General features: G+C 39.4%; 28 protein-coding genes and 1 pseudogene. 26 read left to right on the top strand and 3 right to left on the bottom strand.

Going from position 1 to position 27000, the window contains the following annotated elements; all coding sequences use genetic code 11:
* The first annotated feature begins 29 nt into the window (after nt 1-29).
* The 5 genes from HZR21_RS08000 (at nt 30) to HZR21_RS07985 (ending at nt 3942) form a co-directional block, all read left to right on the top strand.
* A complete protein-coding gene (locus HZR21_RS08000; RefSeq protein ID WP_180747199.1) occupies nt 30-608 on the top strand; it encodes a GDSL-type esterase/lipase family protein in 579 nt (192 codons plus the stop codon).
* Nucleotides 601-1203 (top strand): class I SAM-dependent methyltransferase, encoded by a 603-nt coding sequence (locus HZR21_RS07995; protein ID WP_180747198.1) that lies wholly within the window; start codon nt 601-603, stop codon nt 1201-1203. Before HZR21_RS08000 ends, HZR21_RS07995 begins: the two co-directional genes overlap by 8 nt.
* A 137-nt stretch (nt 1204-1340) precedes the next feature.
* Nucleotides 1341-2645 carry an MFS transporter gene (locus HZR21_RS07990; RefSeq protein WP_180747197.1) on the top strand — a complete coding sequence of 435 codons (1305 nt, stop codon included), beginning with the start codon at nt 1341-1343 and terminating at the stop codon, nt 2643-2645.
* A gap of 125 nt (nt 2646-2770) precedes the next feature.
* Nucleotides 2771-3106, top strand: a complete 336-nt coding sequence (locus HZR21_RS12050) for a hypothetical protein (RefSeq protein ID WP_310592569.1) — start codon at nt 2771-2773, stop codon at nt 3104-3106.
* On the top strand, nt 3064-3942 hold the full coding sequence (locus HZR21_RS07985; protein WP_310592570.1) for a M20 metallopeptidase family protein: 879 nt from the start codon (nt 3064-3066) through the stop codon (nt 3940-3942). The genes HZR21_RS12050 and HZR21_RS07985 overlap by 43 nt, the downstream gene beginning before the upstream one ends.
* A gap of 68 nt (nt 3943-4010) precedes the next feature.
* On the opposite strand, the gene HZR21_RS07980 is transcribed toward HZR21_RS07985, so the two are convergent.
* On the bottom strand, nt 4011-4625 hold the full coding sequence (locus tag HZR21_RS07980; RefSeq protein ID WP_180747196.1) for a TetR/AcrR family transcriptional regulator: 615 nt from the start codon (nt 4623-4625) through the stop codon (nt 4011-4013).
* Between the two features lie 183 nt (nt 4626-4808).
* On the opposite strand from HZR21_RS07980, the gene HZR21_RS07975 reads away from it, so the two are divergent.
* From HZR21_RS07975 to HZR21_RS07900, 16 genes are all read left to right on the top strand, one after another.
* Nucleotides 4809-9080: a 2-hydroxyacyl-CoA dehydratase gene (locus HZR21_RS07975; RefSeq protein WP_180747195.1), complete on the top strand. Its 4272-nt coding sequence runs from the start codon at nt 4809-4811 to the stop codon at nt 9078-9080.
* A 103-nt stretch (nt 9081-9183) separates the two neighbouring features.
* Nucleotides 9184-9954: a Fic family protein gene (locus HZR21_RS07970; protein WP_180747194.1), complete on the top strand. Its 771-nt coding sequence runs from the start codon at nt 9184-9186 to the stop codon at nt 9952-9954.
* Nucleotides 9935-10075, top strand: coding sequence for a hypothetical protein (locus HZR21_RS07965; RefSeq protein WP_180747193.1), 141 nt, complete (start codon nt 9935-9937; stop codon nt 10073-10075). The genes HZR21_RS07970 and HZR21_RS07965 overlap by 20 nt, the downstream gene beginning before the upstream one ends.
* A 259-nt stretch (nt 10076-10334) precedes the next feature.
* Complete coding sequence (locus tag HZR21_RS07960; RefSeq protein ID WP_180747192.1) at nt 10335-11504, top strand: cobalamin-independent methionine synthase II family protein; 1170 nt, start codon at nt 10335-10337, stop codon at nt 11502-11504.
* A gap of 98 nt (nt 11505-11602) precedes the next feature.
* A complete protein-coding gene (locus tag HZR21_RS07955) occupies nt 11603-11803 on the top strand; it encodes a WCX domain-containing protein (RefSeq protein WP_180747191.1) in 201 nt (66 codons plus the stop codon).
* A 15-nt stretch (nt 11804-11818) separates the two neighbouring features.
* Nucleotides 11819-12349: a ClbS/DfsB family four-helix bundle protein gene (locus tag HZR21_RS07950; RefSeq protein WP_180747190.1), complete on the top strand. Its 531-nt coding sequence runs from the start codon at nt 11819-11821 to the stop codon at nt 12347-12349.
* Nucleotides 12350-12379: 30 nt separating this feature from the next.
* Nucleotides 12380-13021, top strand: a complete 642-nt coding sequence (locus HZR21_RS07945) for a GyrI-like domain-containing protein (protein ID WP_180747189.1) — start codon at nt 12380-12382, stop codon at nt 13019-13021.
* A gap of 8 nt (nt 13022-13029) precedes the next feature.
* The gene (locus tag HZR21_RS07940; protein WP_180747188.1) at nt 13030-13920 is read left to right on the top strand and encodes an SPL family radical SAM protein; all 891 of its coding nucleotides are present in this window, start codon (nt 13030-13032) and stop codon (nt 13918-13920) included.
* Nucleotides 13921-14022: 102 nt separating this feature from the next.
* Nucleotides 14023-14571, top strand: a complete 549-nt coding sequence (locus tag HZR21_RS07935; RefSeq protein ID WP_180747221.1) for a nucleotidyltransferase family protein — start codon at nt 14023-14025, stop codon at nt 14569-14571.
* A 33-nt stretch (nt 14572-14604) separates the two neighbouring features.
* Nucleotides 14605-14994: a hypothetical protein gene (locus HZR21_RS07930; protein WP_180747187.1), complete on the top strand. Its 390-nt coding sequence runs from the start codon at nt 14605-14607 to the stop codon at nt 14992-14994.
* Between the two features lie 141 nt (nt 14995-15135).
* A complete protein-coding gene (locus HZR21_RS07925) occupies nt 15136-16110 on the top strand; it encodes an NAD(P)/FAD-dependent oxidoreductase (protein ID WP_180747186.1) in 975 nt (324 codons plus the stop codon).
* Nucleotides 16111-16373: 263 nt separating this feature from the next.
* On the top strand, nt 16374-17807 hold the full coding sequence (locus HZR21_RS07920; RefSeq protein WP_180747185.1) for a glycoside hydrolase family 1 protein: 1434 nt from the start codon (nt 16374-16376) through the stop codon (nt 17805-17807).
* Nucleotides 17808-17859: 52 nt separating this feature from the next.
* Nucleotides 17860-18681, top strand: coding sequence for a PTS transporter subunit EIIC (locus HZR21_RS07915; RefSeq protein ID WP_180747184.1), 822 nt, complete (start codon nt 17860-17862; stop codon nt 18679-18681).
* The gene (locus tag HZR21_RS07910; RefSeq protein WP_180747183.1) at nt 18602-19201 is read left to right on the top strand and encodes a PTS transporter subunit EIIC; all 600 of its coding nucleotides are present in this window, start codon (nt 18602-18604) and stop codon (nt 19199-19201) included. The genes HZR21_RS07915 and HZR21_RS07910 overlap by 80 nt, the downstream gene beginning before the upstream one ends.
* Before the next feature lie 199 nt (nt 19202-19400).
* A complete protein-coding gene (locus HZR21_RS07905) occupies nt 19401-20270 on the top strand; it encodes a MurR/RpiR family transcriptional regulator (RefSeq protein WP_180747182.1) in 870 nt (289 codons plus the stop codon).
* A gap of 99 nt (nt 20271-20369) precedes the next feature.
* On the top strand, nt 20370-21284 hold the full coding sequence (locus HZR21_RS07900) for an AEC family transporter (protein WP_180747181.1): 915 nt from the start codon (nt 20370-20372) through the stop codon (nt 21282-21284).
* Nucleotides 21285-21590: 306 nt separating this feature from the next.
* On the opposite strand, the pseudogene HZR21_RS07895 reads toward HZR21_RS07900, so the two are convergent.
* A pseudogene (locus tag HZR21_RS07895) lies at nt 21591-22397 on the bottom strand (aldo/keto reductase); the annotation flags it as partial.
* A gap of 152 nt (nt 22398-22549) precedes the next feature.
* Between HZR21_RS07895 and aroE the strand changes: the two are divergent.
* From aroE to HZR21_RS11615, 5 genes are all read left to right on the top strand, one after another.
* Nucleotides 22550-23368 carry a shikimate dehydrogenase gene (gene aroE / locus HZR21_RS07890; RefSeq protein WP_180747180.1) on the top strand — a complete coding sequence of 273 codons (819 nt, stop codon included), beginning with the start codon at nt 22550-22552 and terminating at the stop codon, nt 23366-23368.
* Complete coding sequence (locus HZR21_RS07885; RefSeq protein WP_180747179.1) at nt 23361-23894, top strand: DUF1643 domain-containing protein; 534 nt, start codon at nt 23361-23363, stop codon at nt 23892-23894. Before aroE ends, HZR21_RS07885 begins: the two co-directional genes overlap by 8 nt.
* On the top strand, nt 23891-24958 hold the full coding sequence (aroB, locus tag HZR21_RS07880) for a 3-dehydroquinate synthase (protein ID WP_180747178.1): 1068 nt from the start codon (nt 23891-23893) through the stop codon (nt 24956-24958). Before HZR21_RS07885 ends, aroB begins: the two co-directional genes overlap by 4 nt.
* Before the next feature lie 433 nt (nt 24959-25391).
* On the top strand, nt 25392-25661 hold the full coding sequence (locus HZR21_RS11620; protein ID WP_219605597.1) for an MBL fold metallo-hydrolase: 270 nt from the start codon (nt 25392-25394) through the stop codon (nt 25659-25661).
* Between the two features lie 3 nt (nt 25662-25664).
* Complete coding sequence (locus HZR21_RS11615; RefSeq protein ID WP_343037649.1) at nt 25665-26606, top strand: FprA family A-type flavoprotein; 942 nt, start codon at nt 25665-25667, stop codon at nt 26604-26606.
* An 80-nt stretch (nt 26607-26686) separates the two neighbouring features.
* On the opposite strand, the gene HZR21_RS07870 is transcribed toward HZR21_RS11615, so the two are convergent.
* Nucleotides 26687-27000, bottom strand: a 314-nt coding sequence (locus HZR21_RS07870) for a DDE-type integrase/transposase/recombinase (protein WP_180747177.1), incomplete at its 5' end; no start/stop codon positions are given.

Genomic DNA, 27000 nt, shown 5'->3' with positions numbered 1-27000 from the left:
ATAGAAATAAAATGAAAAGAGGACGAAAAATGAAAGTAGCAGTGTTTGGTGATTCAATTTCAGCGAAAATTGACATGAAAACCTGGACAGAAGACTTTTTGAATCGGATGGGATTTCCCGGACAAGTCGAGTTGTTCGCTGTGCCTGGTGAAGATACTTCTGATGCTTTGAAACGCTTAGACCAAGTCGTTGCAGCGCAAGCTGATTATAATTATATTTTCTTTGGAGCTAATGATGCGGCTGAACACCATGATGTTTCAGTTGTCGATTTTATTAATAATCTAACCACATTTGTCACTGCCTTGGGTGCTGATAAAACATCGATTTTAACACCGTCTTACGTGAATGAAGTAGCCATTGCCCAAACGCATGAAATGCCTGGTCGCAGCAATGCAAATGTCGCACAGTATGTTGCAGCTGCCAAAACCGTTGCTGAGGAAACTGGTGCCAAAATCGTCGATCTTAACCATGCCATGACGATTTACCCAGGTTCTGATGAATTCGTTGGTCCAGACGGTGTTCATTTTTCACAAGATGGTTATGAACTGGTCACTTCGCTAATTGCAGTAGACGTCAAATCACGGGAGCTTGCTAAAACACATGTCTGAAAAATTCCAAAAAATGTATTATGATGAAAATCCAGATGCCGCGCACGACCTACACGAACTGGAAACCGTCTTGCTTGGTCAAAAAATGACCTTCACGACCGATGCCGGTGTTTTTAGTAAAAAAGCCATTGATTTTGGTAGCCAGGTTCTCTTGAATGCCGTCCATTTTCCAGAAAACTCTACCCTTTTAGATGTTGGTTGCGGTTATGGACCAATGGGATTGAGCTTAGCGAAAGTACAAGGCGTGACCGCCACATTAATAGATGTCAACTTGCGAGCTCTAGCACTTGCAGAGAAAAATGCCGTAAAAAATGGTGTGACAGCAGATATCTTCCAGTCCAATCTCTATACCAATGTTTCAGGTCGTTTTGATAATATCGTCTCTAATCCACCGATTCGTGCTGGAAAAGATGTTGTGCATGGTGTCATTTCAGGCGCTTACGAGCATTTGAATGAACAGGGAACATTGACCATTGTCATTCAAAAAAAACAAGGTGCGCCCAGTGCCAAAAATAAAATGACAGAAGTCTTTGGTAATTGTGAGGTGATTTCTAAAGAAAAAGGTTATTTTATCTTGCAATCTATTAAAATCTGAGTTTTTAATAAGTTGATTTTGTCATATGTTTAATGAAAAATATTTCCAATTCTAATAAAAAGATGTTACAATAATGATTATGTTAAATCTTCGCAATATAACAAACACTCTTTTCTAGTTAGAAGGAAATTTTAAATATGATTAAAACACGTTCAACTCGGACATCATCAGGTGGTAAAACGGGGCTACAGACTGTTATTTTAATTGCCACGATGTTTTTAGGCTATACGATGATTTATATTGATAAATTATCAATTAGTATCAGCTTAGTACCAATGTCAAAAGATTTAGGTATTTCGCCTTCGCAAAAAGGTCTGATCATGAGTGCCTTTTTTCTAGGCTATGCTATCATGCAAGTACCGATTGGGTTTCTAAATACCAAGATTGGCTCAAAGAAAATTTTAACAGCAAGTATTTTTGCATTAGGCATATTTGCTGCACTCTTTAGTTTTGGTACATCGGTGATTTATTTTGTTTTGATTCGTTTTTTATCTGGAGCACTTGCTCATTCAGGTTACGCTCAGAGTGTTAGTAAAGAAGTGCAAGCCAATGTACCCGTCACTCAGAGAACATTTGCCAATGGTATTTTACTTTCGTCATCTGGTATTGCGAGTATTTTAGGACCGATATTTGTTTCACCAGCTGTGCAAAATTTGGGCTATAAACAAACTTATATCATCTTGACAGTTATTGCTTTAGTGATTGGTTTGATTCTAGTTGTTGTCATTCCAAATTCTGGCAATGTACAGAAGACAAATTCAGATAGAAAAAATGCTAATAAAGTTTCACTTGGTAAAATATTATCTAATAAAATCGTCTGGCTTTTGCTTATCTGTGATTTTTTCGTTAATTCAGTCATGTATGGCGTGATTAACTGGACACCTTCGTTTTTAACAAGTGACGAGGTTGGGTTTACACTGACACAGCAAGGTAAGATGACTTCTGTTGCTGGTGCGTTCTTTTTGATTGGCGCGCTGGGTGGGAGTTATATTGTCGGTAAGTTTTTTGCAGATAAAGAACGCGATGTCATCACTGTTTTTGCGATTTTGGGGTCAGTTGCTCTTTTTACGGCTTTTCATATCCCACATGGTGGTGCTATTAATATGATACCGATGACGATTTGTTTTGCGATTGGTGATTTATCATATGCGATTGCCTTCACGACACTTTTGAGTCTACCTTTGAAACGATTCAGACCTACTGAATTTGCGCCGATCTATGCTTGTGTGGCAATGGGAGGTATCTTAGGAGGTTTTATTGCACCCTACTCGATTGGCTTTCTAGTCGAAAAAACAGGTGGCTATGCTAGTGTTTTCACATCATTTTTAATTGTTGGCTTACTTTTTGCACTTGCAATTCGTTTCGTGCCTAAACACTATACGCCGATTGATGCAGAACCAGTCATGACTGAGGCTGAGGAATTACTCGAACAGGAACTATAAGCAAACAACTACTTGTACCACGAAGTGCTACTAAAAAAGAATGCTTAAAGGAATACTTAGCATTCTAATATCAAATTGAGATAGGCTTGACTTCATAAGCCACATAATAACTAAGGAGAATTTTAATGACTACTGAATCTTTACTCGCTCAAGTTCCTGTGCAAGATATCTTAACTTGGCGTCACTATCTGCACGCACATCCAGAGTTATCATTCCAAGAATATAAAACAACAGACTACATCATCTCTATTTTAGAAACATTTCCTAATTTGGAGTTGCAACGACCAACTGAAACAGGTGTTGTCGCAATCTTAAAAGGTGGCAAGCCAGGCAAGACAATTGCTCTACGTGCAGACATTGATGCTTTCCAATTCAAGAAGAAACAGACGTTGATTTTATCTCGCAAAATGATGGTGTCATGCATGCTTTTGGTCATGATACACATACATCAATGCTTTTAGGTGCAATTAAAATGTTGGCACCTATGCAGGCAGAGATTTCGGGAACGATTAAATTCTTATTCCAACCAGCAGAAGAATTGCCACCTGGTGGTGCAGTTGAATTTGTTAAAGCTGGTATCATGGATGATGTAGACCAAGTATTCGGTTTGCACATTTTTCCTATGATTCCAACAGGTGCAATTGGTTATAAATATGGTGCTTTGACTGCCTCATCTGATTCTCTTAATCTGACGATCCATGGTGTTGGGGCGCATGCCATGGCGCCTGAAACATCAGTCGATGTCATTACCATTGGTGCTGAAATCATCTCAAACTGTAATAACATCATTGCGCGACGTATTTCACCATTGGCCGCAGGCCTCATCTCTTGGGGACAATTCTCAGCAGGGCATGCAAATAATGTTATTCCTGATACAGCAACAATTAAAGCCAGTATCAGAACACGTAATCCTGAAATTCGGACACAAATGCGAGATATGGTTGAGCAAACTGTTAAAGGTATTTGTGAGGCTTACGGTGCAACCTATGACTTTGATTTCATGTATGGTTATAGTTCAGTGGTGAATTCAACTGTTGAGATGGATGCACTCCGTCAAAGTGCTGTTAAAGTTGTTGGTGAAAAGGGTGTCTTTGAGGTTCCTGATATGATGGGTGGAGAAGATTTTTCAGCCTATACAGATGTTAAACCAGGATGTTTCTTTGCCCTAGGTGGTGGTGAGGCTAAAGATGGCTATGGTCATATCAATCACTCTCCAGAATTTAAAGTCGATGACAATAGTTTACCTGTTGGTACGGCAGTATTTGTTCAATTAATCAAAGATTTGATGATAGATTAAATCAACAACAAAAAATGTCACCTCACAGCCTAACACCTGAGGTGACATTTTTGATTTATAAACGCATTCTAATCTCGATTAATATTAACCCCAAGCACAGTCAAATGACCATTTGAAATCAATTTAATGACGAGAGTAGCAAATTCACTTGCGGTTATCTCGTTATTTTTTTGTCCAATCCACCAATTCAAGGTGCCGACAAAGATGCTGGTGATATAAGAAACCACAAAATCAGTTGGAATTTTTAAATTGTCATTTCGAACATCCAAAGCATCAAAAATTTCTGAATACCGTTCTGATAAAATGGCTAATAAGCGCTCAGATAAAATTTCTTTATTACTATGTGTCACGATAATGCGTGCCAAATCGGGATTTTCCTGAACAAATTCATAGAATTTAGTGAGGGAGCCCTCTATCTTTTTGACATTGACAGAGTTTTTCTCAACGAGATTTTCTTCGTCAAGGACTGCAGCGAACTCACCCAAAAATTTATCAATAATCTGCTCGAATAAATCAAATTTATCTTTGAAGTGACTGTAAAAAGTTGCTCGGTTAATCATGGCCTCATCGGAAATATCATTGATTGTTATTTTATCAAAGGTTTTTGAGCGTAATAATTTGATGAAGGCTTGGGTAATTAATTTGTTTGTTCGTTTGACACGTAAATCAACTTTTTTGGGCATGTTTTCATTTTCTTTCTGAAAGTCACTAAGGTTATCCAACATTTTGTTGTTTAGTGTTGCTTTACCAACAGTTTAGCACATTTTAGTGGTTGCGCGCAAGTCAAATTCCTTGTAAAATTGAAATATATATGATAAGCAACAGTCTGTTGTTTTTAAAATGAGCTAGATAAGAATGAAGATGTAATGTATAAAGCAGGTATTGATGTTGGATCCACAACAGTAAAAATGGTCGTTTTCGATGACAACTATGAGATGATTTTTTCCCGCTATGAACGTCATTTTTCTGATGTTAAGACAGCAACGATTAAAGTGCTCAAGGATATGATTGCTGAGCTAGGTGATATACAGTTTACCTTTTCAATCACGGGTTCGGGCGGTATGGGTCTTTCTGATGTGATTGGTGCAACCTTTATTCAAGAAGTGATTGCCTCAACCTTGACCATTGAAAAATTTATCCCACAAACTGACGTCATGATTGAATTGGGTGGCGAAGATGCCAAAATGACTTTCTTTGATGGTGCCATGGAACAGCGGATGAATGGTTCCTGTGCTGGTGGAACGGGTGCTTTTATTGACCAGATGGCTGAGCTACTCAAAGTAGATGCGGCGGGTGTTAACGCGTTAGCTAAAAACTATGATAATCTTTATCCGATAGCCAGTCGTTGTGGTGTTTTTGCCAAAACGGATGTTCAACCCTTACTGAATGAAGGTGTTAGAAAAGAAGATATAGCTGCTAGTATTTTCCAAGCTGTTGTCAATCAAACCGTTGCAGGACTTGCAGCAGGTCGTAAAATCACAGGTAACATTGCTTTTCTAGGTGGACCGCTCTATTTTATGAGTGAACTCCGCAAACGATTCATTGAAACGTTAGATATCAAGCCTGAAAATGTTGTTTTTCCAGAACACCCACAACTTTTTGTCGCTATGGGTGCTGCCCTTGATGAGGAAAATGCGACAGAATTTTCAGCTACAGAAATTATCAGTAAACTTGAACAAGATGAGTCCGAAAACCTCATCCCACAGGATACGCTAGAGGTTCTTTTCGAAGATGAAACAGCTTTGGCTGAGTTTCGAAGTCGGCACGCTAAGGCATCAGCAGACCATAAACCGCTCTCTAGTCACCATGGCGCAGCCTACTTAGGGATTGATGCAGGCTCAACGACGACTAAAGTTGTCTTAATTGATGATGAGGGTAATATTTTGTTCGAGCATTACGGTTCAAATAATGGTGACCCACTGGATTCAGTTTTGACGGTTATGAGCTACCTTTATCAGGAGATGCCTGAGGATGTTTATATCGCTAAATCAGCTGTGACAGGTTACGGTGAGCAGCTGATTAAGGCAGCCATTAAAGTTGATATTGGCGAAGTTGAGACGATGGCGCATTACAAGGCTGCTGAGTTTTTCCAACCTGGTGTTGATTTTATCATCGATATCGGTGGGCAGGATATGAAGGCCATGACGATTCGAGATGGTGCGCTATCTAGTATCCAGCTCAATGAAGCTTGTAGCTCGGGCTGTGGTTCATTCATTGAAACATTTGCTAAATCATTGCGCTATGATGTTAAAGACTTTGCCCAAGCGGCACTTCTGACTGAACACCCTGTGGATCTTGGCTCAAAATGTACGGTCTTTATGAATTCTAAAGTTAAGCAGGTTCAAAAAGAAGGCGCGACAGTTGGTGATATTTCTGCAGGTTTGTCTTATTCTGTGATTAAAAATGCCTTGTATAAGGTCATTAAAGTTAAACGACCTGAGGACCTTGGCGAGAAAATCGTCGTCCAAGGTGGGACTTTCTATAATGAAGCCGTCTTGCGTGCTTTTGAGAAAATTTCAGGGCGCGAAGTTGTCCGTCCGTCTATCGCTGGTTTGATGGGCGCCTATGGTTGTGCCTTAATTGCCATGGAAAATGCGTCTGATGATGCGACACCGTCTACGATTCTGGGATTGTCAGACTTAGAGCAATTTAAAACGACAAAAGAATTTACAACTTGTGGTTTGTGTGAGAATATGTGCAAGATGACCTTGACTGTCTTTAATGATGGCTCTAAATTTGTGTCAGGTAATCGTTGTGAGCGTGGTGCTGAAAAAGCCATGAAAATCAAGGTTGATAAAGCAGAGAAAAAAGTCAATCTCGTTGATTACAAGTATAAAAAACTCTTCAAATTCAAATCGCTTAGCAAGAAAAAAGCGATTCATGGCGAAATCGGTATCCCACGTGTCCTGAATATGTATGAAAACTATCCTTTATGGCATACCATGCTGACAGATTTAGGGTTCCGTGTTGTTTTATCACCTAAATCAGATAAAGCATTGTATGAAAAAGGGATTGAGACGATTCCTTCGGATACGGTTTGTTATCCAGCTAAGCTCAGTCATGGTCATATTATGACCTTGATTCAAAAAGATGTTCCAACGATTTTTTATCCGTCAGTTTTGTACGAACGTCAGGAAGATGCTAGTGCTCAAAATCATTATAACTGTCCGATTGTTCAGTCTTATCCAGAAGTGATTAAAAATAATATTGATGAGATTCGTAATGGTGAGGTTGGCTACATTCATCCTTTTATCAATCTAGCTGACCCTGATAATATGGCTAAAAATCTTTACCTAGCCTTGTCAGAATTTGATGTTAGTCTAGAAGATGTTCAAAAAGCTGTCCAACATGGTTTTGATGTCCTAGATGATTTTAAGGCAGATATTCAAAAACAAGCAGAAGATTTGATGATGCGGATTAACCTTAACCATGAAAAAGCGATTGTCCTTTCTGGACGGCCTTATCATTTAGATCCTGAGATTAACCACGGGATTGCTGATATCATCACGCAGGAAGGTTTCCATGTCTTAACTGAGGATGCGATTGCGCACTTATCAGAAGTCGGTGGTTTACGTGTGGTTAATCAGTGGGTTTACCATTCACGCTTATATGGTGCAGCGCGTGTAGTAGCGAAAAATAAAAATCTAGAACTTGTTCAGCTCAATAGTTTTGGCTGTGGCTTAGATGCTGTGACGACTGACCAAGTTGAAGAAATCATGCAGCATCACCATAAACTTTATACGGTTTTAAAAATCGATGAAGGCTCAAATATGGGTGCGGTTCGAATTCGTCTGCGCTCGCTTAAAGCGGCGGTTAATGAACGTGATAAACGTGTTCAGTTGCCTGAGGTGTCTGAAGAACAGATGACAGAAATTGTAGAGCATCATCCTGCCTTTACCAAGGAGATGAAAAAGACACACACTCTCTTGATGCCAATGCTGTCACCAATTCATCAAGAGGGGTTAGTAGACGAAGCTTTCAGACAGTCTGGTTACAATGTGGTGCTCTTGCCAGAAGACAAATCATCCATCAACTCTGGTCTCAAGTTTGTTAACAACGACTCTTGCTATCCTGCCATCATTTCCATCGGGCAGTTGGTGCATGCACTGGAATCTGGTGACTACGATGTTGATAATACCTCTGTTTTGATGACTCAGACGGGTGGCGGCTGTCGGGCGACCAACTATATTCCTTTATTGCGCAAGGCTTTGAAAGACGCAGGTTTTGGTCAGGTGCCTGTTGTGTCCTTGTCGATGGGGAATAAGGGGACTGAGAAGTCGGACGGTTTCAAGCTGACGGTGCCTTTGATGGTGCGCGTAGTCATTGGTGCGCTTTATGGTGACTTATTTGAGCGCGTTGTCTATCGGACGCGGCCTTACGAAATTACCAAGGGGCAGGTTGATGCTTTGCATGCCAAGTGGTTAGCTAAAGCCAAGCATAATATGAAGACTGGTTCGATTTTTGAGTTTAATCGCAACATGAAGCAAATCATTCGAGAATTTGATGAAACGCCATTACGAGACATTCAAAAACCTCGTGTCGGTGTTGTGGGTGAAATTCTTGTGAAATACTCGAAAACGGCTAATAATGATATTGTGAGCATCATCGAAGCAGAAGGTGCAGAAGCTGTCGTGCCGGATATTATTGGCTTTATGAACTATTCACTGTATAACCAGATTTGGAAGTCAGATAATTTAGGCATGGGTAAAAAAGCTAAGTATTTCGCACGTGCCTTCATTAATATTATTCAAATGGTTGAAAAACCAATGAATAAAGCCTTGAAAGCGTCAAGCCGCTTTGATGGGATTCATTCGATTGATGCACTGGCTGCTGATACAGAGAAAATTATTTCGATTGGGAATCATACCGGCGAAGGTTGGTTCTTGACTGGCGAGATGATTGAGCTCTTGCAAGACGGTGTCGATAACATCGTTTGTCTCCAACCCTTTGGCTGTCTGCCTAACCACATCGTCGGTAAAGGCATGACCAAAGAACTCCGTCGTCAATATCCACGAGCTAATATCACACCAATAGACTATGATCCATCTGTTTCTGTTGTCAACCAACTCAACCGCATTCGCTTGATGATGGCGACGGCTAAGAAACAGTTGAAAAAGGATATGGAAGTTGGAGCGTAAGCTACTCAAAAAAACTATCGCAAGATGGTTTTTTCTTTTAGCTAAGGGTGAAAATGTGGTAAGATAGAGAAAACAAACTATCGGAATAAGAGGAGGATAAGTAATGGCAAATATTGATAAACTGGCACGATTTATTGCCTCTTTGGGTAGTCTGAATGAGTATGGTAGTACGATTGCCCAAACCAAAAAAGCACTTGAAACAGAAAATTTGACTTATTTATCTAGTCAAACAGACCAAGTCATCTTTCAGGATGCTCTGAAAGGGATAAAAGCCATTCAAAAAACTGGCTTTAATGTTGATGGCATTATTGCTGTTAACAAGCAGTTTGATGGCGATTCAAATGAACAGCCAACAATGCCAGGACATTTAAGAAATGCTTATTATAATCCAGATGATCAGATTGCCATAACCCTTGACCCTAGTGGTCGAACACACTATATTCCCAAGGAAGTTGTGAGTCGTGATGATTTAGACCAGATTGTGACAGAGTTTGAGATGTCTGAGCAGACTTCAAAAGCAGCTTGGCTAGTCTTTGCGCGTTTATCTAAATTACAACCGTTTCAGGATGGCAATAAACGCACCGCACTGATTGTAGCCAATCATGCGGTCAAGGCACTAGAGACACAAAATTATTTACTGATTCCTGAGAATCCATTGGACCGAATGGACTTTACAACTGCCTTGATGCGTTATTATGCAGCAAATGGTAGCGCGGAAGAACAGCTATCTTTTGATAGACTTTATCGGATTGTTAAGATGCCTGTTTCACAATCTAAGCCCACTGAGTATGAGTTTCCGGATGCTAAGACGAAACACTACAAAATTAAAGAGACTTTTTCGACAAATAAGCATTATGACAAAAATCAGACCTAATGATGGTGACATTTATGCAGTAAGTTCAAACATGATTGAGGGCTGGCAGCCTAAAGTAGCATTTATTGAAAAGATGAGACGACGCATGATTGAACTTAGAAAAGGGATTGTCAATACCTAAAACAGAAGCATTGGAAGCAATTATCTTTAATTAAGATAATAAAAACTGTCGCAAGATGGTTTTTTATTATTGACATAAACTATATCAAAACAAAAAATCACTCATTTTAGATATAGTCTAAAACTATATCACTAGTCAACATTTCAGTATTATACAACCGACATATTTTACCCTATAATAAAATTATCCAAAAAATAAGTGAGATGGCTGATTGATTAGGTCATTCCAAAATTAAAACAGGAAAAAGGGGAATTATAAAATGAGTGAAAAATTTCAAATTGTAGGCAGCTTGTTAAGACCACAAAACTTGCTGGACTATAAGAGCCAAATCGAAAAACGTGATGATATTCAATATCCGTTCTATAACGATTTTGAAGGTTATCAAGCTTGTGAAACACAAGCCATTCAAGAGGTCATTCAAAAACAAATCGACCACAAGCTCAGCATTATTTCAGACGGTGAGTTTTCAAAATCGCTCTGGCATTTAGATTTTGTCTGGGGACTCAAAGGTGTGCGGCGGTTAATCGCAGAACACGGCTACTTCTTCAGGGATTTCGACGAAATGCAGACCTACGAAACACGTCGGGATATTGCCTTAGCTTTCGATGAAAAACTCAGCGGTCACAACCACCATTTCATCGACATTTACCAAGAGATCCAAGCAGATGCAGCGGGACACACAACCAAACTGTGTATTCCGTCACCCTCACATATCTTCGGGGAATGGTCGTTTTCACGTGAGCAAAACGCTGAGCAGTCTAATGATTCTTATTATCAGGAGCCTGAGGTTTTCAAGCAAGATTTAGCTAACGCTTACCAAGAATTTTTGAGTGACTACGCCAAAATCGGCGGCAAAATCATCCAGTTCGACGACTGCCTCTGGGAGATGTTCTCGACCGACAACCCTAACTCGCCCTTCACTGGTGGACATATCGACCAAACTAGCATCCAAGACCTCGCGCAAACCTTCATTGACCTCAATAACAGCGTCATCGACTATGGTCATAGCCTCGGGCTCAAAGTTTGGACACATAATTGCCGTGGCAATTATGATTCTCGGAACATGGGAGGTGGCTCTTATGAGACGATTGCTAATCTTTTCTTAGGACAGCAGAAGTATGACCGTTTCTTTTTAGAGTGGGATGATGAGCGAGCGGGGAATCTTTCTGCACTCGACGTGTTCAAAGACCGCACTGAGACCGAAGTTGTGTTAGGCTTACTTTCTAGTAAAACTGCAACCTTAGATGATGAGGCACGTGTTTTGGACCTACTTGAAAAAGCAAGTCAAATCATTCCACAAGACAGACTCTTTTTATCTCATCAATGTGGTTTTGCGTCATGTGATAATGGCAATGCCTTAACTGAAAATCAGCAGTGGGCAAAAATTGACCAAGGCCAACAAATTGCTGCTGATTTCTTTGGTATATAATCTTAGGATAAAAACTATCGCAAGGTAGTTTTTTTGTTGACAGGTATTTTTCTTCATACTATACTTAGAATAAAGAGAACAAGAAAATAATTTTAAATATGACATATCAGATAGGGTATCGAATTTATGACGATTTTCCAATAGATTCTATCCAAAAATATTCGGATAAGACATTGTTAGTTGAGGGAATGTTCCCAAAAACAGACTGGCTGTATGGCTATATCCTATCACTTGGACAAGCAGTGAAAATAATTGAACCGCTTGACTTGAAACAAGAGCTGATCACAATTATTAATTAATGGGGGAAAATTACCATGAGTAGACCGACAATTAAAACAGATTTAATCGAGGCGGGCAAGACAGGTTACTTAAAATTAGAACATGTGATCCAAACATTACCGGATGAAACACAAGTGTTTAATTTTGAAGTGACAGAAAAAATGACAGAGGCTCATTGGCAACGTGACCAGAATTTAAGAGATGTTTTGATTCATTTATATGAATGGCATCAGTTACTATTAAACTGGGTTGGTGCCAATCAAAAAGGCAATGCGGAACCTTTTCTGCCAGCACCTTATAATTGGAAAAACTATGCACAAATGAATCAAGCGTTTTTGGAAAAACATCAAACAACTTCACTTGAAGATGCTAAAAATATGTTAAACACCAGTCATTCCGAAGTCATGTCTTTAGCCAATACGTTTTCAAATGCTGAACTATTTACCAAGCAATATTTTTCTTGGACAGGTACGAGTTCATTAGGCGCCTATTTTATTTCAGCAACTTCAAGCCACTATGATTGGGCAATGAAGAAATTGAAAAAACAAATCAAGGCCAATCGATAAGGGATAGTGTTCAAATAAGGAAGGAGACTAATGACTAGCCAAAAAGTTGACTTTAAAAAACACCCTAGAGCAGGCTACCAAGCCAAGATAAAACCTGCTATCATTGAACTATCACCTAGTCAGTTTATTAAAGTGGACGGCAAGGGAGACCCCAATACGAGTGCTGACTATCAACAAGCGATTGAACTCTTATATGCTTTGTCTTATGCGATCAAGATGAGTCCAAAGCATCAATATGTGCCTAATGGTTATTTTGATTACGTCGTCCCACCACTTGAAGGATTGTGGTGGTTAGAAAATGATGACAAGCAAATTGGTATGACACTAAATAAAAATCAGTTTAATTGGCGTGCTATGATTAGACAACCCGATTTTGTCACTCAAGAAGTTTTTAACCATGCTCTTTTAGTAGTGAGTGAAAAGAAATCTGACTTAGAGATATCGCGAGCAAGTTTGGTAACATTTTCAGAAGGATTGTGTGCTCAAATCCTGCATATAGGAAACTATGATAATGAACCTGATACCATTAAATGCTTGGATGAGTTTATTAAATCTTCCGGTTATACAGTTGATATCTCTAATATAAGAAGGCATCATGAGATTTATTTAAACGATCCGAGAAGAACAGCACCTGAAAAATTGAAGACGATTATTCGACATCCGATAAAGTGAGGTAAAAAATGCAATTTATCCCTGCAAAAACAATTTTGCAAAAAGTCAAGTTTAATGGTAATTTATGGTTTGGGATTGACTATAATATCAACTTATATAAGGGGTGCAATCAAGGTTGCATTTATTGTGATAGCCGAAGTGCGAGATACTATATTGATGATTTTGATTGCGTCCATGTTAAGGAGAATTGTTTGGCTATCCTAACAAAAGAATTAAGTCGGAAAATGCCCAGAGGTGTTATTGGTTTAGGCGCAATGTCGGATAGTTATAATCATTATGAGAAAAACTTGCAAGTGACGCGAGGCACTTTAGCATTAATTGAACGCTATGGATTTGGTGTCTCTCTGGAAACAAAACGTGATTTAGTAACGCGTGACATCGACATTTTAAAACGAATTTCTGAGAAATCGAGCTGTATCCTTAAACTCTCAATTACCACGAGTGACGATAGTCTAGCTAGGAAGATTGAACCCTTTGCTAGTCTTCCCTCAGAACGGTTTAGAGCGATTCGTCAGTTATCCGATAATGGTATTTTTACAGGTGTTTTATTGACGCCTGTTTTACCATTTATCACGGATAGTGATGAAAACATCAAAAATATAGTGAGGTTAGCGCATGAACATGGTGCTAAATTTATTTTTAGTTTGTTTGGCGTGACTTTACGAGATATCCAACGCGACCATTTTTTTGAGAAGTTAGAGCGTTATTTTCCAATGCTTAAACAGCAGTATATGATGACATATAGCGATCGTTATCAATGCAATATCCCTGATATGGCTAGGAAACGAGCGCTGTTTATCAATGAATGTGAGAAGTATGGCCTCTTGTATCGAATGGATGAGATTATTGCTGCTTATAAGCAAGACCAACCTGAGCCAGAACAATTAAGACTGTTTTAGGCAGGCTATTAGGAGTTGGCTTTTTAGTTTGACAAGGGGTTTCTTTAAGACTATACTAAAATAAAAAATCTCAAAAGAAAGACGTGCTATGAATGAAATAGAATTAAAAAACTACTCACCAAGATACCAGAAATCTATGATATTTTAAAAATCATTGAACAGCTAAAATTACCAGATGCTTGGTTGTGTGCGGGCAGTATCCGCAATCTTATTTGGAATTATCTTTCTGATCAGCCTCCTTTTGATCCAACGACAGATATTGATGTTATCTTTTTTGAGCCAAAAATTTCTTATGATGCAACGCACACTATTGAAAAATTCTTAAAACTTGCCCACCCAAGTTATACCTGGGAAGTCAAAAATCAAGTACATATGCACTTGCATAATCCCAATACAGCGCCATATCTCAGTGCGCGTGATGCCATGGCTAAATTCCCAGAAAAATGTACCGCCATTGGCGCGCGCCTGACAGCGACTCATGAGATTGAGCTATTTCTTCCTTACGGTCTTTCAGATATCACTGATTTCATCGTTCGCCCGACCCCTTTTTTCTCTGAAAATGCGGGCAAACTAGCGATCTACCGTGAACGCCAAGCTAAGAAAAATTGGCAGAAGAAGTGGCCTCAGTTACGGATATTGTCTGCTGAATAAGTAGCAAACACTAGAATTGGAGTACAGCAGAGCATGCTGAAAATAGAGAAATGTTTTAGAATCGTAACAACAATTGTTTTTATCATTGCTTGTTTTATCATACCAATGTCTCTATTTGGTGTACTGATAACTCTTTATTTTAATGCTTTAGATACAATTGATTGGTTAGTAAAACTACTCAAGTGTGGGTTCAAAATCCTATACGGCATAAATTTTTTACTGGCTTTAATTGTTCTAGTTTGGCATATCGTAAAAACTAAAAAAGCTTATTTAATGTTAGCGAGTAGTTTAGTTATTCTAGGCACTGTTCTTGCGACCTTAACAGGGTATTTTATATTGTTCTTTTGGCCTATGTATTTAATGGCTTTTGTTTTAATTCATAGTGCTGCGAAAGATACGTCCCACTCTACCTATCTTGGATAATTAATTATGACAAAGTAGGCAAACAATGGTCTATTTACAGAAAATGTCCTGAAATATTTAAGAATTTAAGCTGTCCTCAAGGCAGTTTTTTCCTTTATATGGTAAAATATGTTTGACATCACATTTTATAAAGGGGTCAAAATGACAGAAGATATATATGATATAACGATAATCGGTGCTGGACCTAGTGGCTTATTCGCAGGTTTCTACGCCGGTATGCGTAAAAATAAAGTCCAAATTATAGATTCACTCGAAATACCCGGCGGTCAATTAACCGCCCTCTATCCAGAAAAAACGATACATGATGTGCCAGGCTATTTCGCAGTCAAGGCTGAAACGCTCGTGGCTGATCTAGTCAAGCAAACCGCTCAATTTGGCGTGCCCATCCGCCTATCTGAGAAAGTCGTTGACATCACGCCAACAGAAAACCAAGGCGTTTACCAAGTGACAACGACTAAGTCTAGCTATTTAACAAAAGCTGTCATTATTGCAACAGGCAATGGCTCATTTGCACCTAAGCCGTTGAAAACTGATGAACCGTCAGATTTTGATTTCTCTAAACTAGGGTATAGTGTGACAGATAAACAGCAGTTTGCAGGCAAAAATGTTGCCGTTGCAGGTGGTGGTGACTCTGCCATTGACTTGGCTTTGATGCTTTCTGAAGTAGCAGCATCTGTTAGCCTCATTCACAGACGAGATGCCTTTAGAGCGCATGAATCATCTGTCGATAAATTGTATGTTTCAGACGTTCATGTCGTGACGCCTGTCACCATTCGCAGTATTTCAGATTGTCAAGAGGGGTTACGAATCGCGCTATCTGATGATCGTGAGTTGGAAGTGGATCATTTGATTGTGCAGCACGGTTTCCTTAGCAACAATAAAGATATTCGCGCTTGGTCGGTAAATCTTGAGATGAAACGTCAGCATTTCATGGTTGACAGCCATTATCAAACCAGTTGTGACAATATTTATGCCATCGGTGACACCGCCAACTATGATGGCAAGCTCGGTTTAATCGTCGAAGGCTTTAAAGAAGGCCCGCATGCTGTTAATCAAATCATGACTAAAATTCATAGTGGTAAATTGAGTCAAGCGCATTCTACATCGTTGTTTTAATCCACCATTTATCTAGAAGTCTTGTGCCAAATGATTGGCATAAGACTTTTTTTCTTGATTTCTTGATACATTGTTTCGAAAAAACAAACAAAAAAATAAATAAACCGGCACAATGTAACCGTTTGCATTGTTTGTATTGCAGCCTTAAAGAGGCTATGTTATGCTTAGTTTAGAAAATGACATAAGGCCTAAATGATATTTTCATCACACGTTGCTGAATCATTCTTTCAGTCATCATCTAACATATTATGAGGAGCATTAAAATGGAAAAACTAAAAACTGAATTTCCTAAGGATTTTCTCTGGGGAGGCGCAGTCGCAGCCAATCAAGTTGAAGGCGCTTGGAATATTGAGGGGAAAAAAGCTGATCTATCTGATATTTTTCCTAACGGCGCCCACATGCCAGCTGATCGTGAGATTATCCCTGGTAAATATTATCCAAATCATGAAGCGATTGATTTTTATCATCGTTATGAAGAAGATTTGGATTACTTCCAAGAAATGGGATTCAAATGTTTCAGAACATCTATCAACTGGAGTCGCATTTTTCCTGAAGGTGATGAAACAGAACCAAACGAAGCAGGTTTGAAATTTTATGATGACCTGATTAATGCGATTATTGCGCGTGGCATGGCACCCGTCATTACCATCAGTCACTATGAAACACCACTGAATTTGGTAGACAAATATGGTAGCTGGCGAGATCGGAAACTGATTGATTATTTCGTTCATTTCTGTGAAACAATTTTCAAACGTTATGGTGATCGTGTCAAATATTGGATGACCTTTAACGAAATCAATAATATGCGTCGCATGCCAGCAACTGCTGGCGGTATTTTCTTCGAAGAAGGAGAAAATGAACTTGAAGTTATGTATCAAACGACCCACCACATGTTTGTCGCCCATAGCCTTGCTATTAAAGTTGGGCGAGAGCTCATGCCCCATGCCAAAATTGGCTGTATGATGAGTTTATCAAATGTCTATCCGAATACGTGTAATCCCAATGATGTTTTTGAAACACTAGAATTGCGTCGCGCATCATTATTCTACTCAGATGTCATGATTCGCGGCAAATATCCAAGCTATATCAACCGCATCTGGGAAAAAGCAGATGTGCAAGTCAAATTTGAACCAGGTGATGAAGAAATCATCAGCACTTATCTGAGTGATTACCTTGGCTTTAGTTACTATCGGACAACGACTCACGTCTACGGCGAACCTTTTGCAGGTCATACAGGAGGTGACCAAGGAACACCAAACCCATATATTGGGACAACACCTTGGGGTTGGCAGGTTGACCCAGTCGGCTTCCGTTATACCTTCAATGAACTCTACGATCGTTATCAGATTCCATTATTCTGTGTTGAAAATGGTCTTGGACAATTTGACGAGGTGGCTAAAGATGGTAAAATCCATGATGATTATCGCTCGTCTTATTTGATTCAGCATGTGGCTGCGATGAAAGAAGCGATTAAAGATGGCGTGGATATTATGGGTTATACTTGGTGGGGGCCGATTGACCTTGTTTCAGTTGGTACAGGCGAAATGTCAAAACGTTATGGTTTTGTCTATGTCGACAAAGATAACGAGGGCAATGGGACACTGAAGCGGATTAAGAAAGATTCATTGGCAACCTACAAAAATATAATCGCAACAAATGGGACTACGATTGATGAACTTGTCGCAAAATTGGCGTGATAGAGACTTAAGTCAGACTTCTCAATAGAATAGCTTAAAGGAGGTTATCAAAATGTTCAGTAAATTTATCAGCAAATTGGAGTACGTTGGCGGTAAAGTTTCAACCTTTACTTATGTCAGTGTCATCCGAGTGGCGTTTGTCAAATTAATGCCCATTATCATCTTAGGGTCTTTTGCAACACTGTTAAATAATGTCTTCTGTAGTGCCACCAACGGCTTACCTGCCTTATTTCCTAACTTAATGTTCCTAACCGATTTTTCACCTATTTTCTCAGCGATAAACTATGCGACCATGAATTTCTTATCCATCTTCGTTGTCTTCCTCGTAGCGCAAGCAATGGGTAAAGAACGCAAGATAGATGAAACTTTTGCAGGGATCGTTGGCTTGATTTGCTATATTTCTCTAGTACCGACAGCCATCACGAGAGTCTTTGACCTTGCAACTGAAAGTTATAAATTAGCCGGAGATACCGTCAGTGAAATCGTCATCCCAAATGCCTTGGCAGTGAATTATACGAATACACGTGGAATGTTCCTAGCCATGATTGTTGGGATTGTTGCAACAGAATTTTTAGCAAAATTAATGAACAGCGGGAAAATGTCGATTCATATGCCCGAGAGCGTGCCACCAAACGTCGCAACAGCTTTTGAAGTGCTATTTCCCTCAATTACAGTCGCAGGTGTTTTTGGGATCTTCGGTTTTGTCTTCCAAAAAGTGACTGAAATGAATATTTCTGACGGCATTTACAAAGTCCTTCAAATTCCCTTGGAAGCAATCATGCAACATCCAGCTGGTGTCATTGTCCTTGCCCTTGTTGTGTCAAGTTTTCTGGCTGATTGGGATTCATGGGGCGCAAGTCATTGGAATCGTTAAAGATCCGATTGGACTAGCTGCGATTGCCATCAACTTAGAAGCGCATGAAGCGGGAAAAGCCTTGCCTAATGTTTTCACTTATACTTTTTGGAATACTTACGCAACGATTGGCGGTTCTGGATGTACGATTGGACTATTGATTGCTATATTTTTCTTTAGCAAACGAGCTGATTATCGCACAATTGGTGGTTTCTCAGCCATACCCGCTCTGTTCAATATCAATGAACCTTTGATTTTCGGCCTGCCTTTAGTTTTGAATCCGATTTTAGCCATTCCATTTATCTTTGCGCCAGTTATCTCTTCAATTATTGGTTACTTCCTCACCTATATTGGGTTTGCTGCCAGTGCCTTTATTACAGTACCATTTACCCTACCACCACTAGTCAATGCCTTTGTGTCAACGGGAAGCTTTAAAACAGTGATTGTTCAGTTAATCTGTATCATCGTCACTGTTTTAATCTATGCACCGTTTGTTATCGCGGCTAATAAACAAGTGCATGAAGAAAACTTCAGTTTATAAGTCATTAGGATCAACATCATCAAAAGGGAAGTTCATTTCCCTTTTCGTGTTTAAGAATCCACTAGGGTCATTTGCCAAAAACTAAATTTCTTGGTTTAATAGAAGTGAAATGAGTTTAAAATGAGAATATATTTAAATTTATGATGTGGTGAATTGGTTCAAGCACATTCTGATATGATCGTGAGAGGCAGGTAAAGGCATGAAACTAGTTGAGATCTTACACCATCGAGAGAATTTTAATCAGGTTGAAGAGGATATAGCCAAGTTTGTCTTAGATGATCCGAAAAGTGTCATCAATCTCTCTGTGAGAGAGTTCGCCAGTCAACTTTTTATCTCGCCTTCTGCGATCGTACGCTTTACTAAGAAGATTGGCTTAACAGGTTATTCAGATTTCAAGATGAAAATCGCAAGTGAGCTGGCTTATTTTTCAAAAGATGACACGACTTTGGTCGCCCTGGACTTACCCGTTGCTTCTAAGCAAACGGTGAAGGATATCGCTAAAACAATGATGAATTTACATTCACAGACCTTGCTTGATATTTATTTGGATCTAGATCTGAAAAATATCACAATTGCTGGTGATTTGATTCTTCATTCAGATTGGATCACAATTTTTGCCAAAGGTGAGAGCATCCTAGCAGCTGAAGCCTTGCACCAAAAACTTTTAAGAATCGGGTTCAATTCACATCTAGAAGCATTGAATGGTTTTCAATTGGTCAAACCGATTCGAGCCAAACAGCCAATAGGTATTATCATTTCGCAGTTTGGTGACAGTCGTGAAATGTTAGCCGATTTGCGAGAGTTATCAAAACACAATATTCTAACCATTTACATCACCTCAAATCAGAGTAATAAAGCTTGGCAAGCTGCAGAAATTGGAATTTACGTTGAAAATAATGAAACCTTGAATAAAATGGGATCATTTGCTTCACGTACCGCTTATTTGTATGTGACCGATGTGTTATATGAATATGTATTTTCAAGAAACTATGACGAAAACGTCAAGTTATTAAGTGATTACGCCTTTCAATCTAGGACACGAAATCGATTTTTAGGTGTAGATGACTAAATAAAGCTTCTTGGCAAATAAAGCGAACATTTATGACCATTTTCGGTCACTTTATCTACCAAATTGAGCATATCCTAGAAAAAGAGGTTTATCTTCATTATGGGAACTATACTATTAAACTCACTGAGCTTTTTAGCGACAATTCTATTGGCTTATGGCTTAAAACATCTCGGCATTTTCAAGCAGGAAGATGGTCAAGTCCTATCTAAAATGATCGTTTATATCACACTACCCGCTACCATTGTCAATGGTGTCAATGGTACGAAACTCACGACACTGTTCTTGATTCTAGCAGGGATTGGTCTCGCATCAAACGGAATCATGATTCTCTTCGCTTACTTTTACGGTTTAAAGGAGAAAGAAAGAAATTTTAGAGGATTGCTCCTTTTTACCACTGGAGGTTACAATATCGGAAACTTCGCAATTCCTTTTGTCATGGCCTTCTTTCCTAGCTCCATTCCGTATTTAGGAATGTTTGACATGGGAAATTCTTTCATGGTAGCAGGGGGAACATCAGCGATTACTGATAGATTGCTGGCAAGCAAAGAAGATGCACCTAGCTTTTTAGACATCATTAAAAAACTATCAAAATCCCCAACTTTCATGATCTACATTGTCATGTTCACCTTATCCATTATCGGAATCAGGATTGCTGACGACTGGATGGCACCTTTTAAGTTATTAGCCAGTGCCAATTCCTTTCTTTCCATGTTCATGATAGGGCTTTACATGAAAATCAATCTGCATAGAGAAGGTATGCGAAATGTCCGTAAATTACTGTTTGGTAGATATGCCATGGCGACAGTTTTAGCTATCCTTATCTATCTCTTTTTACCCCTATCTCACATGATCAAAAGTGTTCTAGTCCTGATTATGTTCGCACCGATTTCGAATTTAACGGTCATCCAAGCAACCGAATTTGGAGCAGATGAAGGGGTGAGTGGATTGGCTAGCTCGTTGAGTATCATTTTGTCACTTGTGATTATGAGTGCAGTAGTTATTCTGGTTTTGTAACAGAATAGCTCAAGCGTGAAGGCTTGAGCTATTTTTTTTGACTCAATTTCTTGTTTTAACGGTTTATGTTGTTCCTGAACTTTAATTTAAAAAAAGTGATCGCAACGGATCACTCAAAAGTTTAAGTTAAATTTTTTCTAAAATCGCTTTTGTTAAGGGCTGTTTTTTTCAAAACATGGATTGTCTCTTACATACCGAAGTAGATAAAATAAAAAGTTTGGGTTACTATCTCTTATTTTCTAAATCTTTCTCCCAATCACTCAGCACATAATCTGGTTGCACCATATCACCATAGAAAATTTCCATGAAGTGATGCGGATCCGTTCCGACCCGTTTATTCTCATTGAGACCATTGATGATCTCGATATCTTCAGCCGAGATGTTAAAGTCCCAAGCATCAAAGTTAGCAGTAATACGGTCTTTGTTAACAGATTTTGGAATGGTCACGATATCGTTTTGAATCTCCCAACGAATCATGAGTTGGGCAGTGGTCTTGCCATATTTTTCAGCAAGTTCGAGGAGGGCAGGGTGACGAAGCAGGTGACCGCTGCCGAGTGGCGAATAGGCTTCGGTGACAATGCCTATCGAGTCATTATATTTCCGTGCCTCGGCTTGATTCAGCATGGGATGAACTTCAATCTGATTAATCATCGGCACGATTTTAGCAGTTGTCAGAAGTTGATCTAAATGCTCAGGTAAAAAGTTACTAACGCCGATGGCTTTGATTTTACCAGCTTCGTAAAGCTCCTCCATGGCGCGCCAAGCATCATTGTAGAGTCCAGTTTTAGGCCAGTGAATCAAAAATAAGTCGATATAGTCAAGTTGTAGTTTCTCAAGTGACTCGTAGAAAGCAGTTTTGGTGGCATCATAGCCAAGCTGACTGGCGCGAACCTTGGTTGTGATGAAAACTTCTTCCCGCGCTAGACCACTTGCAATCAAACCGCGCCCGACAGCTTCCTCGTTGTTATAGCCTTGTGCAGTATCAATCGAGCGATATCCGGCTTATAAGGCCCATTTTGTTGCATTTTCAGCTTGCTCTGGTGTCATTTGAAAAACACCCATGCCGACACGTGGCATCTCCACGCCGTTTGCTAGTGTGATCGTTTTACTCATAAGTTTCTCCTTTTATAATAAACTATATGCATTTATATAAGAAGTATAGCATTTTCCCCTTCTTGTGACGAGCCAATTTTGCGAATTTGGCACAATGTTTCACATTCCTGAATATTATTGAAAAATTGCGAAAATTACGCTAAAATAGCAATATGGAAATTAACGGTTACACGAAACTCGCGGCGGTGGTTGCGAATCCAATCAAGCACTCACTCTCACCATTTATACATAATTTGGCCTTTGACCATGTCGGTGAAAATGGTGTCTACCTTGCTTTTGAAACACCAGAAACTGATTTAGGCTCTGTCATTGAAAGTATCAAGACACTTGATATGTACGGTGTCAATTTATCTATGCCTTACAAAGAAGCAGCCGTGCCCTATATGGATGAACTATCTGAAGTAGCCAAACTGACAGGAGCCATCAATACGATTGTCAATCAAGATGGCAAGCTTTTTGGCACGTCAACGGATGGTGCAGGTTTCTTTAAGTCTCTGAAACACTTTAAGGTCAAAGGTAGTACTATTACCGTTATTGGTGCTGGTGGTGCAGCAAGGTCGATTATTGCGGAGGCAGCGGTACAAGGTGCGCGCCAAATCACCGTTTATAACCGAACTTACAAGCCCGAACTTTTCGCTAGTTATCCTGGAAACATTGTGTTCAAACCGTTGTCAGATTTAACAGAATTGACCGGTGATTTGTTAGTCAACACAACGAGTCTTGGCATGGATGGTGTGAGTCTTCCTATCCCAATGGCCTTACAATTACCCAAGGACATGCTGGTGGCTGATGTGATTTACCAACCAATTGAGACGCCGTTATTGACGTATGCCAAGTCACAAGGGAATTCGACTGTTAATGGTTTAGGCATGCTCTTATATCAGGCAGCTGAAAGTTTTAAACTCTGGACAGGCCAAGAGATACCAACAGATATCATTCTAAAAAAATTGGAAGAAAAAATATATGGTTAAGTCAAAAATCACAACAATTGTTGTCAACTATCCAGAAAATCAAGCACCGACGTGGGTCGAACCCAGAGACTACAAACCCTATCGTTTCGGCTTAGGTAAATTGTCGAAAAATCCTTTGGTTGCCATTTGCATGAACCCTTCGGCGGCGCGAGATGAAACGAGCGACCGGACGGTTAATCGGGTGATTGCGGCGAGTCAGAAGCTGGGCTATGATGGCTGGGTGGTGTTTAACACTTATCCTGAGCGTGCGACGGATGCGGTGAATATGGATGAATTTGATGCAGGTTTGTCGCAGGAAAATGTCGAAGTGATCCGAGATTTTCTGGTTGAAAATGGGATCACAGAAGTGTGGGGTGCTTGGGGGAACCTCAAGTATGAGGCACTTAAACAAGGACGTGATGCGATTCTTGAGGTCTTAGCTGAGCAAGACATTAAGGTCTTTCATTTTGCGCCACCGACAAAGGCGGGTAATCCGCGTCATCCCCTCTATCTGAAAGTTGAAGCTGAAAGGAAACGCTATTTATGAAAACATTACATGTGAATTTACCTGACCACCCCTATGATATTATCGTTGAGCGCGCAAGTTTATCAAAGTCAGGGGACTGGGCAGCGAAACTCTGGCAGCCGCAAAAAGTGGTCATTATCACAGATAACCATGTCGGTGACTTGTATGATGAAACGGTCAAATTATCTTTTGAGGCGGCAGGTTTTGAGGTATCGGTTTTTGCTTTCTTAGAGGGTGAGGCATCTAAAAACTTGACGACAGTTGATAGAGCCTATCAGTTTTTGGCGGATTTTGGCATGACCCGTTCGGACGGTGTTGTGGCACTTGGTGGTGGTGTTGTCGGAGATTTGGCAGGATTTGTAGCGTCGACTTATATGCGCGGTATTCATTTCTTGCAAATTCCGACCAGTTTAACAGCTCAAGTGGATTCATCAGTCGGTGGGAAAACAGGGGTCAATACGACATATGCTAAAAATATGGTAGGGACTTTTACGCAACCTGATGGTGTTTTGATTGATCCAAATTGTTTGGCGACGCTTGGTAAGCGTGAGCTTTATGAGGGGATGGGCGAGGTTATCAAATGTGGTTTGATTGCGGATGCGGCACTTTGGGATATTTTGCAAGGGATGACTGGTGAGGTTGATAACCTTTTAGATAATGCTGAAGCCTTGATTTACCATTCTTGCGATGTTAAAAGAAAAGTTGTCGTAGAAGATGAGCTAGATAATGGGACGCGGCTTTACCTGAATTTTGGGCATACCATTGGTCATGCTGTTGAAGCAACCGCTGGTTATGGTAAAGTCATGCATGGTGAAGGCGTTGCGATTGGCATGATTCAAATCACTAAAATCGCTGAAGCTAAAGGATTAGTAGAAGCAGGTTTGACTGAAAAGATTCGAGAAATGGTTCTTAAGTTCCAGTTACCAACCACCTTTGAAGACTGGGATGTCACACGTCTGGCTAAAGCTATCACTTTAGATAAGAAAGCACGCGGCTCAAAAGTTAAAACAGTTCTAGTGCCAAAAATTGGCGAAGCATTCATTAATGAAATTGCTATGAGCGATGTTCCTGAGTGGTTGAACTGAGTTTTGGATTTAAATGGCATGATTAACAACGAGATTTGTACAAAAGTCCTTAGTCACCAAAAGAGAAAAGTAATCCGGTAGGTTTGCTTTTCTCTTTTTTCGTATTATTCCTTGAAAAAATAAGAGTTTCCCACGAAAACAACTTATTTTTACCGATTTCGAATTGTTTTGGCAAAAGAATACCGATTTGGTATTCTTTTCAATAAATCATAATGTTGGTTTACATTTTTCGGAAAATGATACAGAAATTGGCTATAAACGATTTTCTACATTTTGATGCTCACACATAGGTTTAAGGTGAAATATTTAAATACTTTTACATGATTTACTATTATTTTTATTATAAATGAGCTATAATAAAGAAGAAAATGAAAACGCTTACGAAGTGGTGTTATGTATCGAATTAATGATATATAATTTTAAGGAGGCTTTTATGCAAAATACAGTTCAAATCAAACCCGATATTATTTGGGTAGGTGGAAACGATCGTCGGGTTAATCGATTTGAAAATCTATCTCCTCTAACGCATGGTATGTCATATAATGCCTATGTCATCCTAGATGAGAAGACGGTATTAACGGATACAGTTGATCGCTCGATTAGTGTCTTGTTTATGGAGAATGTTAAGGCTGCTCTAAATGGCAGAAATCTAGATTATCTGGTTATTCATCACATGGAACCCGACCATTGCGCCAACATATAAGCCATTGTCCAAGCTTATCCTAATATTCAATTAATTGGCAATCGTAATACCTACAAATTTTTAACGCAATTTTATCCAGCTTTTACTTTTGATAATTTTATAACGGTTAAAGAAGGAGAAGAATTAAATATCGGCAAAAGGACATTGCGATTTTATATGACACCAAATGTTCATTGGCCTGAAGTCATGATGTCTTATGAAGTGAGCGAAGGATTGTTATTTTCTGCGGATGCTTTTGGTTCTTTTGCAACGATTGATGGCAATCTTTTTTCAGATGAGATTTATTTTCCAGAGTGCATTATTGATGAGTCACGTCGATATTATGTCAATATCGTAGGGAAATTTGGTAGTCATGTCTTAAAAGCACTCAAAAAATTCAGCGAGCTCAATATTACCACGATTTTGCCTTTACACGGACCGATTTATAGAACACCTGAGCATATTGGCTTAATTTTGGACGCTTATCAAAATTGGGCAAGTTATGATTTTGATAAAAAGAGTACCTTAATTCTCTATGCATCAATGTATGGTAACACTGAAAATGCGGTTGATATTTTAGCGAGTCGATTATCTCAAAAAGGCATAAGAGAAATTAAAGTTTATGATATTTCTGACACTGATCCGTCATATTTGATTGCTGAAATGTGGCAATATAGCCATATTGTTTTTGCTGCACCCAATTATAACGGTGATTTATTCTACAAAATGGATGCTTTGATTCGTGAAGCACTCCGCTTGAATCTAAAAAATAAAAAGGTAAGTTTCATCTCAAATGCAACATGGGGTGGCATGGCACTTAAAACCATGCAACACTATTTTGAAGATGACAAACGCTTTACTCAAGTGGGAACATTCGTAGAAATTCCATCAGCAGTGAGTGACGAAACCGTCACAGCCTTAACAGCACTCGCCAAAGACATTTCAGAGTCTTTGATTAATGATTGAGCGCTATCCTTATCATTATGATTATGGGTTCTGTTGCGAAGTTTGAAAATCAAACGAGCCCTCTCTGAACTCAGAATATCTTAGGCTGGTATTCCCATTAATACCTTGATTTCAGTAGACACCGAAAAGCCGAAAAGCGTTCCATTTCTTCGGTTCTTTTTATATATTCCTCGAATGGTCTCCATGCCCTTAATCGTGGAAGAGGCTGTACGGAGACTTTGATAAAATTTATTCCGTCGTTTAATAGGTCGATGGTCTTGTTCTATTAAATTGTTAAGATACTTCACAGTTCGGTGCTCTGTCTTAGTATATAAACCCACACTCTGTAACTTTCTAAAGGCGGAGCCAAGAGAAGGTGCTTTATCGGTCACAATTGCTTTCGGCTCACCAAACT

Origin of the sequence: Pseudolactococcus laudensis (genome assembly GCF_013449735.1) — a bacterium.
GTDB lineage: Bacteria > Bacillota > Bacilli > Lactobacillales > Streptococcaceae > Pseudolactococcus > Pseudolactococcus laudensis.
The sequence above is the reverse complement of the archived record's forward strand: the minus strand, read 5'-3'. Positions and strand labels throughout refer to the sequence as shown.

Coding starts and splice junctions, on each gene's coding strand:
- HZR21_RS08000 (WP_180747199.1), top strand. CDS start 30: ATGAAAGTAGCAGTGTTTGGTGATTCAATTTCAGCGAAAATTGACATG.
- HZR21_RS07995 (WP_180747198.1), top strand. CDS start 601: ATGTCTGAAAAATTCCAAAAAATGTATTATGATGAAAATCCAGATGCC.
- HZR21_RS07990 (WP_180747197.1), top strand. CDS start 1,341: ATGATTAAAACACGTTCAACTCGGACATCATCAGGTGGTAAAACGGGG.
- HZR21_RS12050 (WP_310592569.1), top strand. CDS start 2,771: ATGACTACTGAATCTTTACTCGCTCAAGTTCCTGTGCAAGATATCTTA.
- HZR21_RS07985 (WP_310592570.1), top strand. CDS start 3,064: ATGCATGCTTTTGGTCATGATACACATACATCAATGCTTTTAGGTGCA.
- HZR21_RS07980 (WP_180747196.1), bottom strand. CDS start 4,625: ATGCCCAAAAAAGTTGATTTACGTGTCAAACGAACAAACAAATTAATT.
- HZR21_RS07975 (WP_180747195.1), top strand. CDS start 4,809: ATGTATAAAGCAGGTATTGATGTTGGATCCACAACAGTAAAAATGGTC.
- HZR21_RS07970 (WP_180747194.1), top strand. CDS start 9,184: ATGGCAAATATTGATAAACTGGCACGATTTATTGCCTCTTTGGGTAGT.
- HZR21_RS07965 (WP_180747193.1), top strand. CDS start 9,935: ATGACAAAAATCAGACCTAATGATGGTGACATTTATGCAGTAAGTTCA.
- HZR21_RS07960 (WP_180747192.1), top strand. CDS start 10,335: ATGAGTGAAAAATTTCAAATTGTAGGCAGCTTGTTAAGACCACAAAAC.
- HZR21_RS07955 (WP_180747191.1), top strand. CDS start 11,603: ATGACATATCAGATAGGGTATCGAATTTATGACGATTTTCCAATAGAT.
- HZR21_RS07950 (WP_180747190.1), top strand. CDS start 11,819: ATGAGTAGACCGACAATTAAAACAGATTTAATCGAGGCGGGCAAGACA.
- HZR21_RS07945 (WP_180747189.1), top strand. CDS start 12,380: ATGACTAGCCAAAAAGTTGACTTTAAAAAACACCCTAGAGCAGGCTAC.
- HZR21_RS07940 (WP_180747188.1), top strand. CDS start 13,030: ATGCAATTTATCCCTGCAAAAACAATTTTGCAAAAAGTCAAGTTTAAT.
- HZR21_RS07930 (WP_180747187.1), top strand. CDS start 14,605: ATGCTGAAAATAGAGAAATGTTTTAGAATCGTAACAACAATTGTTTTT.
- HZR21_RS07925 (WP_180747186.1), top strand. CDS start 15,136: ATGACAGAAGATATATATGATATAACGATAATCGGTGCTGGACCTAGT.
- HZR21_RS07920 (WP_180747185.1), top strand. CDS start 16,374: ATGGAAAAACTAAAAACTGAATTTCCTAAGGATTTTCTCTGGGGAGGC.
- HZR21_RS07915 (WP_180747184.1), top strand. CDS start 17,860: ATGTTCAGTAAATTTATCAGCAAATTGGAGTACGTTGGCGGTAAAGTT.
- HZR21_RS07905 (WP_180747182.1), top strand. CDS start 19,401: ATGAAACTAGTTGAGATCTTACACCATCGAGAGAATTTTAATCAGGTT.
- HZR21_RS07900 (WP_180747181.1), top strand. CDS start 20,370: ATGGGAACTATACTATTAAACTCACTGAGCTTTTTAGCGACAATTCTA.
- aroE (WP_180747180.1), top strand. CDS start 22,550: ATGGAAATTAACGGTTACACGAAACTCGCGGCGGTGGTTGCGAATCCA.
- HZR21_RS07885 (WP_180747179.1), top strand. CDS start 23,361: ATGGTTAAGTCAAAAATCACAACAATTGTTGTCAACTATCCAGAAAAT.
- aroB (WP_180747178.1), top strand. CDS start 23,891: ATGAAAACATTACATGTGAATTTACCTGACCACCCCTATGATATTATC.
- HZR21_RS11620 (WP_219605597.1), top strand. CDS start 25,392: ATGCAAAATACAGTTCAAATCAAACCCGATATTATTTGGGTAGGTGGA.